This window comes from Pseudoalteromonas 'SMAR' (genome assembly GCF_048515945.1).
Taxonomy (GTDB): Bacteria; Pseudomonadota; Gammaproteobacteria; order Enterobacterales; family Alteromonadaceae; genus Pseudoalteromonas.
Map to the genome: position 1 here is coordinate 21,037 of NZ_JBLWMW010000017.1, position 15,547 is coordinate 36,583.

The window sequence follows — 15,547 nt, forward strand, 5'->3', positions numbered from 1 at the left end:
AGTTACTCCCCTAAGCCGAGGAATAGGCCTTGAGCTATACTCACGGAACTGCTTAGTACAGATGCATCGAGTAGTGGCTCATTACTGTTTACCACGTAATGCGGCCCTTGCTTTGCCGTAATTGTTACTGCCACCAAATTCAACCTTTGTCCTCGTTTGATAGCCACATAATTGCTATCATTTAGCTCGAACACAGCAGTAATAGGCACTAGGTATCCGGGCATTGTCACCACAGGCTGTAGCATCAATTGCTGTCCAAGCCGCAATTTACATGGTGTCTGAGCTGTTAACCACACCGTTTGATGAAAGTCTTGTACAACCTGCTCAACGGCTATTAGTTGCAAATCACACCCTCCCGTTAGATTGACCACTGACTCTAGAGTATTTGCTTGGGATGTGGGAAGCTGTGCTCTCACCACAATGTCACTGTTTGCCACCACCGAAAATAGCGCTGATGACGATGTGGTGTTGATACTTATTACCCCAGTTTTGGGACTTAATATCTGCACTTGCCCCTGCTCAGTAATAGTGAGCAATTCATTGATGTGAGATAAATGCTCATAATGTAACTTTGCTTCAAGGTGACGCTTGTTTACCGCTAACCACTCGCCGCGCTTTAAGGTTTGGCTATCAGCATAATGTTGAATGTTTTGCAGGTGTTTCGCGGACTCTAAATAAACGGTTTTCGCCGCTTCAAGTTGCTTGAAAAAGTGCTGAACATCCAGCCCATCAAGATAGGCTACCGCTTGACCCTGCTTTACCTGCTGCCCGGCAACAGGGAGGAACTGGGTTTGTTGTGGCGTAAATGGCAAAACGACTTGATAAGTCGAACCTGGCCTAGTGGTAACAAAACCGCTGACCGCCCTAGCTTTCACTTGTTTAACGGCCATAACTTGACTAAATTGCTTTGGGTACTGACCCAGCGCCGACAACGCGATAGATTCTTCGGCAATGGCGATGTTGATACTGAAAATAACAGCAACAGGAAAACAAGCTAAAAACTGGCAAAAAGAAAAATGGAACTGACGCATATGTCCAACCTAATTAATCGTGCCGCAAAGTGGCGACAACCTGGTCAAAATCAGGGTAAACTATGGCAGGTCTTATCACAGGTGGCATCGGGCAAAGGCGTGTTTCGGCTTAGACACATGTCCCATAATTAAAACTAACCTATTGAAATAAAATGAAAGATATTTTTATTGCAATCTTACTTGGCATCATCATGGTGCTTAATTTCTTTGATGTCATCACTGACATCTCTTTAGGGGTACCGACCTGGCACATCATTGAAGAAAGCTTAATTGTGTTTGCCTCTGCGGTGGGGTTTGTGTTCTTAATTATTGAAATTAAGCGCCGTACTCAGCATATTGAAAAACTAAAGCTGGAATTAGCTCGCACCGATACCGAGCTTGAGCATATATCGAGCCAAATGAGAGCGGCTCGTAGCCAATACAGTGAACTTATCTATCAGCAGTTTCACGCTTGGCAACTTAGCCAAAGCGAGCAGCAGGTCGCCATGTTACTTTTAAAAGGGTTGAGCTTTCGCGAGATCAGCGCCGTGCGCGACACCAAAGAAAAAACCGTGCGTCAACAAGCATCGAATATATACAGCAAAGCCCAAGTCGATGGCCGCCATGCCTTTGCAGCTTGGTTTTTTGAGGACTTTCTAACGCCAGAAAAATAGCCACTAAGCATGGCCGCTTAATCCCTTGAGCAACAACAAAGGTTGCCCTGCTAAGAGCGCAACCTTTACTCATAAAGCTCAAAGCGACTACAATTTAAAACGCTCTACTAAGGTGGCTAACTGGTGCGAAAAGCGGCTCAATGACTCGCTGCCTTTGGCGAGATTTTGCATTGCTTTGGCGTTATCATCCGCGGTGTGCTCCGCTTCAACCATCGCCTGCTCAATTTGCTGACAATCCGTCGCTTGAGTGTCTGCGGCCTGATGCACCTGCTCACTCAACTCAGTCACCTGGGTTAAGGCAGAAGCAATTTCTTCCATTGCTTGTGACAACGACTCGCTTTGTGCAACGCATAACTCCACGTCTTGCTGTCCTTGGTTTATCGCCTCTGAGGCCTGCTGGGTATCTTGACGCAGTGCGGCTATTTTCTCGTTAATTTCGTTGGTGGACTGTTGCGTCCGTGACGCCAAGGTTCTCACCTCATCGGCCACCACGGCAAAGCCTCTGCCCTGCTCGCCCGCTCGTGCCGCCTCAATCGCGGCGTTGAGTGCTAATAAGTTGGTTTGCTCAGCAATGGCAGAAATAGTATCTAAAATACTGCCAATACTTTCGCTGTGGTTGGTCAACTTCGTCATTGAGTCAACCGCATCAGACATACGGGTGCTTAACGACAGAATATGCTGCTTATTATTTTGGGTAAACTCACTGGCCGAAGATTTGTGCTGATTGGCGCTGTGGATACTGGTTAAACTTTCTGCTGAACGCTCTGACACCGACACCGCACTGCTAGCAATGTCTTGTGCTAATTGGTTGGCGCTTTGCAGCCGCTGCATTTGTTGGTTGGCATTGCTCGCTACTTGCTTGCTCTCGGCTAACGAATCTTCAGACAAACTTTCTAGTTCATGTACTTGATGATTAACCGCTTCTAACAACCCCCGCAAGTTATCTTTCACTTGGTTAATGTTATCGATTAGCTGACCAAACTCATCCTCATGGCGCTTGGCCATTGAGCGAGAAAAGTCTCCTGCTGCCAAGTATTTAAGCATTTTATTCACCGCCGCCAATGGCCCCAGCATAGCTCTACTGGTAGACACCGAGATAAATGCCCCGAGGGCAAAGAAGATCACCACTAAAATAATCGCCATATTTTGCGCCCGAGCGATCAAGGTATCAGTGTACTGTTGCGATGTGTTAAACGTCGAGTTTGCTTGCTGCTGCACTTTCTCTAGCTGATTGATCACCGTTTGCGCTTGCTGCTCAGCTTGGCGGTACATATTTGCTGCTCGCTGTTGTTGCTGTAACTTACTTTCCACAGCACGATACAAAGAGCCGGGTTCCCGCAACAAACGATTAAGCTCGCTCATGGCTTGATTAAATTGCGTTAATAATTCATCGGCATCAATGCCATAGGTTTGGCGCTCAAGAAAGGCCATGTTGGTTTTAATGTTATCCAGTAAAAACAACATGTCTTGCTGGTGTAATTCAATTTGCTCTAGGTTTAAGCTGGCGATTTGCTTACTGTTGTTTTCTAAAGTAAAGAGCATGTCATCAATGCGAATGCCGGTGCCAACCATTTCCTCTAGCTGCCGTGCCTGATCGGTCTCGAGCAACTCGATATCAAGCATGGCATTACTGGCCTGAGTTTTGACTTGCTGTAGCGCTTGAAACTGTGACTGAATGGCTTGCAGCTCGGTCACCGCATTGGCTTTTGCTTGCAGCATTTGTTGCGCCGCGTCACTGAGCTGCTCCCCTACGGCAAAGGTTTGCTGCAATTGTTGAGAGATTTGCGGCATATTGGACGTTAAGCCCACCAGTTGTTGCTGTTTTGCCTGGTAGAGTTGCTGCTGACGACGAAATTTTTCTTGGGCCTGTTGGATTTGCTGGGCGTCATCGTAAGTGAATGCTTGTGAAATCAACTTACTTAATTTAACTTGTTCCAGTTGCAGCTCATCGGCACCCCGTTGAATAGGCAGGGTTACCTGCGCCATATTTTGGTTTGCCGCTTGAATTTGCGCCAATGCGGCATAAGCTAGCACGCATGCCAACACTAGCAGCATGCCTAAGGCACTAAAGCCTAAAGTAATTTTTTGTTTTATTGTTAGTTTACTTAGCATAATGGTATTGCTCACTGTTGAGTAAATAAACTATGTTACAAATTGACTTAAAAACCAAGTAATTACTCTAAATTTCCCCGCTGTTCCTTATTTTAATAGTAGTCGTATCTCATGGTTTAGCTTAGTTTTTATTGTACTTTTGCTTTGTGCTGCCACGGGTTACAATTTCAGTAGAGTATTTATTACAACCGCTCCATTGCAAATCAAGGATTTTACTGATGCGAAAAGCCGCGTTACAACAAGCGCAAAGCCTCTGCGCAAGCCATAACAGCCTATTTTTATCAACTCTATCCAATAATAGAAAAGATTTTCCCTTCGCATCGGTCGCACAGTACCTCTATGGTGAGGATAACCATTTTTATTTATTCATTAGCGATATTGCCCAGCACAGTAAAAACTTAGCTAAGCATCCGCAGCTGTCGTTTATGATCCTTAACCAACAACAGCAAGATGATGCCGAAAACCCGCGCGTCACCGTAATGGCAAACGCTGAAAAACTCACCCGCGACAGCAGCCAAACACTTATCTCTGAATTTGTTGAGCAACACCCAAAAGCGGCGCAGTACGCCGAGTTGGCTGACTTTCATATTTGGCGTTTAACGGTGCAGCGAGTGCGCTATATTGGCGGCTTTGGCCAGGCTTTTTGGCTAGAAAAACAACAATGGTATGAATAACCTACCCCTAACTTCAGCTCCTAGGGCGCATCCGCCAGCGATAAGTTACTCAGTGACGTTATTGCTGAATATAGTGCTCCACTATCTCTCGTAACTGCCACAGCAAGTTAACCGCTTGTATTTGCAAGTCGGTTAGCGCTTGAACATCAATGTCTTTGGTCGCCCCAGTTTCAATGTCTTGTAATACCTTTGCCACTTGAGTAGCGCCAATATCCGAGCACATGCCTTTTAGGGCATGGGCCGCTTTACGCAGATCATCATACGACTCTGCGTTCATGGCCGTCTCTAACTCGGTAATTTTTTCCGGTACTCGGTCTACAAATAACTGACAAATTTGTTTGAATAACTCGGTTTTACCGCGCAAGCGCTGTAGTGCACTTTGTTTATCCCACGCCACCGCAGCAGCGAGCTCGTCACTAGCAACACTGGTGGACGCCGCCTTGGGCTGTTGCGTTGCGGTGTAATTTTTCGCTAAATACTCGGTGACCACTCGCTGTACTTCGTTGAAGTCGATGGGCTTAGTGATGTAATGATCCATACCACTGGCGATGCATTTTTCCCGCTCTCCCGACATGGCACTGGCGGTCATGGCAACCACGGCGACGTTTTCATGGTCACTGCCAGCTTTGCCGTTGCGGATCCGGTGGGTGGCATCGTAGCCAGACAATATTGGCATTTGGCAATCCATTAAGACACAGTGGCAAGGGTCTGCATTGGCCGCCATGTTTTTTAGCTTATCGACTGCCTCCAGCCCATTACTGGCGGTTTTTATGGTGATAGGTAAAGTCTCTAAGGCTCCTTTTGCAATGGCTAAGTTGGTTTCGTTGTCATCGACGATAAGCACATTAGCACCACTGATTTTTTCAATGATCAAGCGTGAGATTTGTTGCTCGACGTCTTCTGGTTTATCTGCGTGTTTGCGGTGCTTTGACCCCGTGAGTAGCTTTAACAAGTCGGTTACCGCTACGGGTTTAGTAAGCTGAACAACGGCTTTGTCGCGATACTTAATTTGCAGCTCTTCACCTGGCGCTGTGAGTAAAATAACTTGCGGTAACTCATCGGCTTGGCCATTTTGAATAGCTTGATAAAAAGGCGACGAAATCAAACAGTCTTGCTCGGCAATAAAGGCATCCACCTCTTTTAGTTGGTAATGAGTATCGTCCTTCGGTAAAGAGTCGCTGGCAAACACCTGGGCACCAAGGTTTTCGAGCGTGTCTTGCAGCCAACTGGCAACATGGCGATTTTCTGCGCAAATGGCAATTCTTTTGTGCTTTAAGGGTTTGGTGACGACTTCATCTTCCTCAGTTTGTTTTACCTTAATGCTAACGGTAAATTCAGAGCCGCGCCCTTGGGTTGAAGCAAACTTAATGTCGCCTCCTAACATAATCGCCAGTTGGCGGCTAATGGCTAAGCCTAACCCGGTACCACCATATTGAATCGCGATATTGGGATTGGCTTGAGAAAAAGACTCAAACAATTTGCTCTGTTGTTGCTCAGAGATGCCGATACCGGTGTCGGTGACGCTAATACACAAATGGCTGTGGCCATCAGGCAGCGGCTCTTCCCACGCCTTGACCGCAACGTAACCTTTGTGAGTGAATTTGCAGGCATTATTAATGAGGTTATTGAGAATTTGTGAGAGCCGGTTTTTATCTTGCTCTACTTGGGCAGATTTCACACCGCTGACATCAATAAACAATTCTAAGCCTTTTTCGTAGGCTTTTATGGCCATGGATTTACACAGCGATTCCACTAAATCCTTTGCTGAGAACTGAGTAGCCACCAGCTCTAATTTGCCAGCTTCAACTTTCGATAAGTCCAGTACATCATTAATAAGCACCCCTAAGGCATCGGTGCTAGTGTCAATCAAATCAATGTAGTGCTGCGCTTTGCTGGTTTGCGGTTCATTACGCAGTAATTTTAACCCACCGATAACGCCATTAAGGGGAGTGCGGATCTCGTGACTGATGCTGGAGATAAACTGGCTTTTAATTTCACTGCTCTTTTGTGCTTCATCCCGTGCTTGCTTTAATTCTTTGGTGCGCTCCGCCACCTCTTGCTCAAGCATCTGGTTCATTTGCTTAATTTCAGCTTCGGCTTGGACTTGCGCGGTGACATCGCGAATAATAATGGCCAAATGACTGGCTCCTGCTTTAGGCGCTATCATGCTTAAGCTTAAAGTTAACTGCTTATCGCCAGAGTGTTCAGTGCCCGGAATATGCCAATCCAAAATACGGTGTTTGTTGTTGGCGTTAGCGAGACCTGCAACGGCTTTTTGCACATCAAACTGGTTAAAGGCAGCTAAAGAGCTAATGGACTCTCCCACTACTTTCGCAGCCGACACCTTAAGTAATGTCTCGGCAGCTTGGTTACAGCTTAAAATATCGCCATTTTCATCGACACTGAGAATGGCATCAAAAGACTGATTAACGATACTGCCGGCCAATTGCTGGGCCTCGGCAAGCTCACTGCTTTTTTGCGCCATACGGCGATAAAAAATCACACCGGCGTAGAGCAGCGCGGTGATCAGCAACAGCACACCATAAAAGGTGATATCGCGCTTAATGACCGCTGCCGTCAAGGCACTTTTAGGTAACATCACCAGCGCTTGCATCACTTGGGCGTCGCCAAAACCATATTTTAACTGTTGAGACAAGCCAAGTAGCTGATTGCCTGCTTGGTCCGTAAACACAGACAGTTCGGTGCCTTGCTCTGCTTGTTGCTGGTAGGTTGCTGTAAAGGTGTGCTGCTCTGCTAAGTACTGCGAGAACATCAAATTGCTATCTGGATGGAGGATAAAATGGTCCGTGTTGTTAATAAGCAACAATTGCTCAGGGGGCTCAAGCAGGGCTTGCATGTTGTTTAGCAGTGGTTGTGCTTTGAGGTTTAGAATAATGACTCCCCAAGGCGTATCGGCTTCATTGTATAAAGGCATAGCAAAACGAATTACCGGCTTGATAGGGTACTCCACTTCGCCGTACTCTTTATTTAACTCAATCGCCGACACGTATACTTTTTTGCGCGGCAACTGCATCGCATTGTTGAAATAACTGCGGTCGGACTTATCTTGCAGGTCAATGGCAGGAGCAATCTGCCCCTCATCGCGCTCAATGCGGATTTCTTCCTCACCAGTGGCTTTAATCACTCTCAGTTGGTCGATATCAGGGTTAAACTGCATGTAAGAAGTGAAGATGGTTTCGAGTCGCTTAACCCACTGTTGGTACTCGGTGCCATCCAAAGGGTCTACACCGGCATTCATCTCGGCCCGATGTAACCCAGAGATTGGCGGTGTGTTAGACAAAAATCCTAGGCCGCGCCGATACCGCTGCAACACCGCAGCGAAATGACTCTCGACTTCTTGAGCATTGTTTTGCAGCTCTTTTTGGTAAAAAGCCGTTTGGCCTGCAGTTTGTTGCAGGTGAAAAAACACCCCACCGGCTAGAAGTAATAGAAAGAACGTGATGTTCAGTCCTGAAAACACATAGGATGTGCGGCTTTTTTTATGGCGTTGTAGTAGTCGTTCCATGGTACCTCCCTTGTGCAGAGACAGTTACTCCTTAGTAAGGAGCGTTTCTGCAGTTATTTCCGTACGGCAATATTGATTTCGCCCTTGCGCTTTGGCTCGGTAAAGCGCTTGGTCGGCAAGCTCCACCAACTCGGTGAGCGCTTGAGTTTCTTTACTGTGCGAGGTGTATGCACCTATGCTGAGCGTGACAGTAGCAAAATCAGATTGTTGATGGGGAATGTCAAGCTCGCGTACTGTGTTGAGTATTTGCTTAGCGATGTTTTCAGCCCCTTTGCTGTCTGTGTTAGGTAACAAACACAAAAATTCTTCGCCACCATAGCGAAAAACCATGTCTAAAGGCCGGCGAGTTTGACTGACGATGGCCTCTGCCACCGCAACAATGCAGTCATCTCCTTGCACATGACCATATTGGTCGTTATAGCGCTTAAACCAATCAATATCTAACAGCAATATCGTCAGTGGCGCCCCCTCGCGTTGACATTGAGCGTAGTGCAGTGGAAAAACGTGACTAAGGTAAGTGCGGTTGTAAAGTCCAGTGAGGCCATCTTTGTAGCTTTTTTCTTGTAGCATTTGCGCCTGAAAGCGCAGTAATAAATGCACTTTTACCCGGTTGGTCAGGGTAGTAAAACTAAACGGTTTAGAAATAAAGTCGACACACCCTGCCTGCCAGCAGTCCTCCAACTCTTCTTGTTCAATGGCGGCGGTAATAAAAATAACAGGAATATCCGCATGCAAGGCCGACTGCTTTATGGCTTTGCAAATCTCAATGCCCGAATGCGGGCCAAAAAAAATGTCCAACAGAATAAGGTCGGGCTTATAGCGGTCAAGCTCTTCGTGGATGTCTGTCATCTCTGTAAGGTGATCAACGTGGCAAAATTGGCCGAGAAAATCCGCCAGAATCAAGCAGCTACTCAGATCGTCATCTAAGACCAACACACGAGCATGAGAAATTTTATTTTTAGCAACAGTTGAAGCAGCGACATCGAGCATTAGATATCCTTATTAACGTTTATTACATTAAAAATATTCAACTCCGTTTAAGCCATGCAATTACTCGTAAAATTGGGCATCGCTAAAGGCTGATAAGACCTTTTAAAGCAATGAGTTATTTTTTAATCCACTTATCGCCTAAAGTTATAGTCGACTTTTCTTGATTTATAAAGGAAATACTGCGAGGCTTTATTAAAGGATGTACAAAAAACCAACCATAACTTGAGCTTAGTAGGTTATATAAGGACGCGCAATGTTGTTCAATGACAGTCAAGAAAAAGAACCGCAACTCTTAGTCATTGATGATGACCCCGGGGGTGATTATTGCACTTAAAGACATACTCTTGCCGCTTGGGCACGTCAGTTATTGTGACAGTGGTGAAGCGGCCATTGAGGGCATTAAAGACAATGAATACGATCTCATCTTGTTAGACATTGAAATGCCCGGCATCGATGGTTTTCAGGTTTTTGATCACATTAAACGCCTAAGTGCAGCCCCCAAGCCCTCGGTGATTTTTATCACCAGTCACCAAGAACGTCATTACGAGCATTATTCATTGGAGCTGGGCGGCGTTGACTTTATTAGTAAGCCCATTGATGCGGTCACTTGCCAGTTACGGGTAAGAAACCATTTACGCTTACGGCAACAACAGGCCGCGATTATTCAAGCCAGAAAAGACTTGCATGAGCTGGTTGCTAAAATCCCGGTGTTTGTGTCGCATTGGGATAAGTCACTAGAGTGCAATTTTTGCAACGACACAACTGGACGCTGGTTTAACCAAGACAGCAGCAGAGTGCACAGTAAGAAGCTTTTTGAGGTGTTCCCAGACGACCTAGCGCATGCTATTAAGAATAACTTAGGGCATAACAATGCCCGCATATTTGATGTCAGCTTAGCGCAACCTAGTAATGGCATAGAGCACATTGAAGTGTCGGTGCAAAAGCGTTTTGGCGAAAGCGAAAGCCACATTATTACTCTAACGGACATCACCGCAATAAAAAATGCCAAGCTGGCATTGCAAGGTGAAAAAGAAAAGCTCAACATCATGTTGCGCTCTATTGGCGATGCAGTTATTGCCACTGACCTTGATGGCCGCGTTACCTTTATGAACCCCATTGCCGAGTCGATGACAGGCATTGTCGCTGCCCACGCTGAAGGGCACGCTATTGAAGAGGTCATGACCTTACAAGATGCTGCCAGTCAAGAAGCCATTGTAAACCCAATAAGAATAGCCCTTAAAGAACAACGTGTGGTGGCCATGGCGCTGAATAGCCAACTGGTGGGTTATGGCGGGCGCATTTATCGCGTAGAAGACTCTGCCGCTCCCATTCACGATGAATATGGCCACCTGACTGGTGCCATCATTGTTTTTCATGATGTCAGCGAGTTTGTCGCCCTCTCCATTAAGATGTCACACCTTGCCAACTACGACCAACTGACGGATCTACCTAATCGTATTTTACTTCATGATAGAATTCATCAAGCCATTATCAGTGCCGATGGCCACGAAAAAAGTGTTGGCTTGTTACTGATTGATTTGGATTTATTTAAGTACATTAACGACAGCTTAGGCCACAGTGTCGGCGACCTCGTTATTCAAGAAGTAGCCAAACGTCTACGCGCTGGGGCCTTGGACCATTACACCGTTGCCCGTATTGGTGGCGATGAATTTGTGGTGTTACTCCCTGACTTAACTTCCTTAGATGAGTGCCTCAATTTTGCCAATCAAGTTTTGCATGACTTAAGCCAACCCTACCAAGTGGAGCAAAAAACCTTAAGATTAACCGTGAGCATTGGTGCCAGTATATACGCCAACGACGCCGACAACGTTGAGCAAATGATGGCTCACGCCGATGCCGCTATGTTTCGCGCCAAGGAGGAAGGCAGAAATCGTTTATCGTTCTTTTCTAGCGAATTAGAAACGCGTATTGAGGCCAGGCAAGCGGTAGAAACCCAACTGCGCGATGCATTAGAAAATCAGCGTGTTGAAGTGCATTTTCAACCTAAGGTGAAGCTCAGCAGTGGTGACATTACCGGTGCCGAAGCCCTAGTGCGCTTACGCAGCAAAGACAACCAGCTGATTTTTCCCGATGAATTTATTGCGGTGGCGGAGCAAACCGGGCTCATTCACCGGCTTGGCGATATTGTGCTAGAGCAGTCTGTGATGCTGGCAAAAGAGTTACAACAACAAGGTGTAACTCTTCGTATTGCCGTGAATATTTCTGCCGAGCAACTCCATAAAGCGGATTTTATTGCCACCACCAAAGCCATTCTTCAGCAGCATCAGCTTAAGGGCGAGGTGCTGGAGTTTGAAATCACCGAAACCACATTACTAGAAAGCTACGATGAAACCAAAGCCCTACTGGATGAATTAAAGGCGCTTGGGATCACCATTGCAATAGACGATTTTGGCACTGGCTACTCCAGCCTGTCGTATATTAAATACCTGCCACTGGATATCCTGAAGATTGATAAAAGCTTTGTCATGGATATGCTCGAAGATAAGCAAGACCGCGATATCGTGCAAACGGTGACGCTGCTTGCGCAATCGTTAGGGCTGGAGCTGGTTGCCGAGGGCATAGAGACCCAAGCACATCAGCAGGCACTTATCGACATGGGCTGCTCTCAAGGGCAAGGCTACTATTTCTCCAAACCGGCCGCTGTTGCGGCGTTTAAAAGCTACCTCAGCAAGGAACTAAATCGCGAGCTCAATTAGTGGTGTTACTGGCTGAACCGTTCTACACGCCGGAGCAGCCTGTTCATGTATCCCCTTTAGTGGGGTGCTAAACCTGCCAAATCGCCTTAAAGGCTTTGCTGGCAAGGTAGAAAAACAGCAGTGGCATCAATAGCAGCTTTAATAGCAGCAGCGACACCACGTTTAAGAAGTCGATAAACAAGGATTCAGCCGAGTGCACTAGCTCATCTATGCCCCCTGAAACCGCCTTAATAGCCCGGCTCCACACTCCTTGCTTGTCGCCTTGAAGCTCATCTTCGAGGCGCTTTATGGCGCTCAGATGGCGATCTTTTTGTTGATTCAATAGGGCGATTTGCGCTTCTAATTTGGCTTTTTCATTGGCCAATTGCTGTTGCTTGGCGATCAACGGCTTGGCCTGTTCAGTTTGGGTGAAGGTTAACCATTCAGACAGGCTCCTATTTGCCTGCGCGGCGGCCACTTGTTGCTCTATGGTGGCAATGTCACCATAGAGTTCACTCGCTTCACCATGCAGTAGAACTTGCTGCTCAGTGAGCTCGGCTATTTGCTGCTGATGTAACTGCTTTTGATTATTCACTTTGGCAGTGATTTTGGTGTGTTGCGCCCGTGTAGTGTGCGCTTGCGTTTGAAACACATCCACGGTGCGCGAAACCACCTGGCTTTGCTTGTCTATTTCTTGGTCTAGTAGTAACTGACTACATAACCCGGTGGCCAATACCACAAAGGGCACCACAAAACGTACCAGTAACATGGTGGCTAATAACCGGCTACTGAGGCGTTGCCACTTTTGATAATATAAACAAAGCAAAAAGCCCAGTGCCGACAAAGTAAAAGCGACACTAAACAACACGTGGGTCGACATGGTATAGAGCATGCGCTGAATAAATAACGAACCTATAGCAATTTGCATAATATCTGATATGTATTCAACCAGATCATTAATGGGATCGAGCAGTTGTGCCGGTTGTATACTTGCCACCCCAATACCTACCTCAGCCGATTGCAATAACGAGATAGCCCCATTGACCGCCCGTGCTGCGGCATAGACCACAGAAGATTGCAGCAACGCCTCATCAATAAAGCGGCTCATCGCCACATTAAACTGTGGCAACCAGCTCAGTAACACCAAACTCAGTACCAATACAGTGATCAATATCGCTTTATTTTTCATCTATTCATGCCTACACGCGCATTGAGCTGTCATCCTAGCCCATATAAGTAATTGCACAATTCGCTATTTCATCATTATCTTCAAGTAAATTAGACACCCACATTAGCGCTCGGTTGAGTATTTTACAAACAAGAAAAGGTACTTAGTGCTTCGCTTTCATTGAGCGTCCAGGCTTTTCTACTAAGGGGTTATCAGGCCAGCGATGTTTAGGGTAGCGGCCACGCATGTCCTTTGCCACGTCATAATAAGAGGTGCGCCAAAAGTTTGCTAGATCACTGGTGGTTTGAATGGGTCGCTGTGCCGGTGATAATAACTCAAACCGCACTGGCACTTGGCCATTGGCGAGCATCACAGCCTCCAGTTCACCAAACATTTCTTGCAATACCACCGCCACCGTGGGCCCTTGATGGGCATCGTAGCGAATGGCAATACGCTTGTTGCTTGGCGTAAGATAAAATTCCGGCGCTTGCTGCTCTAACAATTGTTGCTGTGGCCAGTCCAGCAGCGCTTGTAACAAATTAAAGATATCGACTTGTTTTAACTGCTTGAGCGAACTGACATTATTTAAATAGGGCAGCAACCAAGTGTCTAGCTCGGCAATGAGGGTGGCTTCTGTGATAGCCGGAAACGTCTCCAACTGGCTACCTAGCCATTTTGCTCGCGCCAGCCACGCCTTGCTTTTGGCTGTCCAGTTCAGCATATCTAAGCCTTCAGAAGTCAAAATATCGCGAACACACGCTTGAAACTCGCTATTAGGAATGCTGCTGAGGTTTTGCTGTTGCAAAATTAAGGCCTGATATTTGACCTGCTCACGCCCCACAATAGACTCTTTTTTATCGTCTAAGCGATAGTGGGTGGTTCGTTGTAGGTGCGGTCGCAGCTGGGTCAGCAAACTTTCTTGGCTGATGGCACAGCTTAAAAATACCGTGCCGTCTTTATTTTTGCCATCGACATCACATACCACTAAAAACGCCGATCCTTGCAAGGCGTCACCCTCCCGTAAAGTCACTCCCCTGCCGTTAGCGAGTAGATAGCGATTATCATTGCTCGGACGCTTTTGGGCCACCCGGTCTGGGTAGGCATGTAAGAGTAGTTCGGCCGCCGCCAGCTGCATCTCAGCCAACGGGATGCTGGTGATGCTGTGATTAACGGCCAGTTTAGCCGCAAAAGACTTGGCCAGCTTGAGTACCTGCTCGGCACTACCACGATGCAGCATATGGCTGCTGGCAGTGGATTTCTTTTCGCTGTATTCCCGCACCAGCAACAACCGCTCTATTAGATCGCTACCGCTGGCGTTAAGCGTCACATCGCGCTCGCTTAACAATGCCGCAAGCCAGCAGGCCAGCTGCTTTTCTGTGCTGCTTTTGGCTTGTAGCATCATGCTGGCAAGACGAGGCTCCACCGCCAAAGATAAAGCCCGGTTTCCCATTGGCAAAATCTTATTGTGAATATCCACCAGTCCCAGGGCCTGATTGAGTTCAGTCGCCACCACATAGTGCTGCTTCGGTGGCGGTGTTAACCAATGGCCATCGTGGTACTGGGTGATCCCCCAAGCGCTAAGTTCTAAGGTTAAGTTCGTCAGTTCGGTGGTGACGATTTCTTCCGTTTGAAAGTCACTCAGCCTTTGCTGCTCGCTTTCACGCCATAAGCGCACACAGTGACCGGGTTGCAAGCGCCCTGCACGCCCTGCTCGTTGTGTCGCTGAGGCTTTAGAGATCATCGCGGTTTGCAATCGCGATAGACCACTTTTCACATCAAAGTTAAGACGCTTTTCAAGCCCCGAGTCAATGACCATGGTAATGCCATCTATGGTTAAACTGGTTTCCGCGATGTTGGTGGCAAATATAACCCGTCGTCCTGCTCCTTTTCGACGCCTAAAAACCTTCTCTTGCTCTGCAAGCGGTAAGCCACCATATAGGGGCAGTAAGCGAATATCTGCGTTTACCACTCTTTCACACGCTGCAATACAACGCTTAATTTCTCCTTGGCCCGGTAAAAACACCAAGATGTCACCGTGGTCTGCCAAGCTCAGTGCATACCTAAGTGCACTGCTCACTTGCTCAGCTAGAAAATGCTCTGTTGCTGGCCGATATTCCACCGCCACTGGGTACGCTCTACCAGGGCAAGCTAAGCACTGAGCGCCGGCCAAATACTCAGAAATTTGCTCACTATCAATGGTGGCCGACATCACCAACAGCTTCAGATCTTCACGGTAAGCTTGCTGTACTTCAAAGGTCAACATCAATGCTAAGTCAGCATGAATGGAACGCTCATGAAACTCATCAAAAATAATCAAACCAACATCGGGCAGCTCAGGGTCGGCCTGCAAACGCCGGGTAAGCACCCCTTCGGTAACAATTTCTAAGCGCGTCTGGGCGGAACACTTACGCTCATTACGGATTTGATACCCCACCTGCTCGCCGACTTGCTCACCCAATTGCTGCGCCAAATACGTGGCTATAGACTTTGCCGCAACGCGGCGCGGCTCCAGCATAATGATTTTTTTGCCATCACCCAGATTGCTTTGTAGTAACCTCAGTGGTACCACTGTCGATTTACCGGCTCCGGGCTCGGCTTGCAGCACCAGGCGGTTTGACTCACTTAGAATGGCGTGTATTTGCGGGATAAACTCTTCAATGGGTAACAAAGCGGGCCGTTTCTATTGCTTATTCTTTA

Annotated in this window: 9 protein-coding genes; 3 read left to right on the top strand and 6 right to left on the bottom strand. The window is 47.1% G+C overall.

Features of this window, described 5'->3' with window-relative positions; genetic code table 11:
• Positions 1-2: 2 nt before the first annotated feature.
• The gene (locus ACNKW2_RS09020; protein WP_419148259.1) at positions 3-1,031 is read right to left on the bottom strand and encodes a hypothetical protein; all 1,029 of its coding nucleotides are present in this window, start codon (positions 1,029-1,031) and stop codon (positions 3-5) included.
• A gap of 152 nt (positions 1,032-1,183) precedes the next feature.
• Here ACNKW2_RS09020 and ACNKW2_RS09025 point away from each other — a divergent pair, with 152 nt between their 5' ends.
• Positions 1,184-1,684 (top strand): helix-turn-helix transcriptional regulator, encoded by a 501-nt coding sequence (locus ACNKW2_RS09025; RefSeq protein WP_419148260.1) that lies wholly within the window; start codon positions 1,184-1,186, stop codon positions 1,682-1,684.
• Between the two features lie 87 nt (positions 1,685-1,771).
• On the opposite strand, the gene ACNKW2_RS09030 is transcribed toward ACNKW2_RS09025, so the two are convergent.
• Positions 1,772-3,796, bottom strand: a complete 2,025-nt coding sequence (locus ACNKW2_RS09030) for a methyl-accepting chemotaxis protein (protein ID WP_419148261.1) — start codon at positions 3,794-3,796, stop codon at positions 1,772-1,774.
• Between the two features lie 218 nt (positions 3,797-4,014).
• Here ACNKW2_RS09030 and ACNKW2_RS09035 point away from each other — a divergent pair, with 218 nt between their 5' ends.
• Positions 4,015-4,470 (top strand): HugZ family pyridoxamine 5'-phosphate oxidase, encoded by a 456-nt coding sequence (locus ACNKW2_RS09035; RefSeq protein WP_419148262.1) that lies wholly within the window; start codon positions 4,015-4,017, stop codon positions 4,468-4,470.
• A 58-nt stretch (positions 4,471-4,528) separates the two neighbouring features.
• Here ACNKW2_RS09035 and ACNKW2_RS09040 read toward each other — a convergent pair whose 3' ends face one another.
• Entirely contained in the window at positions 4,529-7,996 is a 3,468-nt protein-coding gene (locus ACNKW2_RS09040) for an ATP-binding protein (protein ID WP_419148263.1), read from the bottom strand.
• Between the two features lie 24 nt (positions 7,997-8,020).
• Positions 8,021-8,986, bottom strand: a complete 966-nt coding sequence (locus ACNKW2_RS09045) for a GGDEF domain-containing response regulator (RefSeq protein ID WP_419148264.1) — start codon at positions 8,984-8,986, stop codon at positions 8,021-8,023.
• Between the two features lie 302 nt (positions 8,987-9,288).
• On the opposite strand from ACNKW2_RS09045, the gene ACNKW2_RS09050 reads away from it, so the two are divergent.
• Positions 9,289-11,703: an EAL domain-containing protein gene (locus tag ACNKW2_RS09050; protein WP_419148265.1), complete on the top strand. Its 2,415-nt coding sequence runs from the start codon at positions 9,289-9,291 to the stop codon at positions 11,701-11,703.
• 67 nt (positions 11,704-11,770) lie between these two features.
• Here ACNKW2_RS09050 and ACNKW2_RS09055 read toward each other — a convergent pair whose 3' ends face one another.
• Both ACNKW2_RS09055 and hrpB read right to left on the bottom strand, forming a co-directional pair.
• Positions 11,771-12,871 carry a hypothetical protein gene (locus tag ACNKW2_RS09055; RefSeq protein ID WP_419148266.1) on the bottom strand — a complete coding sequence of 367 codons (1,101 nt, stop codon included), beginning with the start codon at positions 12,869-12,871 and terminating at the stop codon, positions 11,771-11,773.
• Between the two features lie 142 nt (positions 12,872-13,013).
• Positions 13,014-15,518, bottom strand: a complete 2,505-nt coding sequence (gene hrpB / locus ACNKW2_RS09060) for an ATP-dependent helicase HrpB (protein ID WP_419148267.1) — start codon at positions 15,516-15,518, stop codon at positions 13,014-13,016.
• Positions 15,519-15,547: the final 29 nt, after the last annotated feature.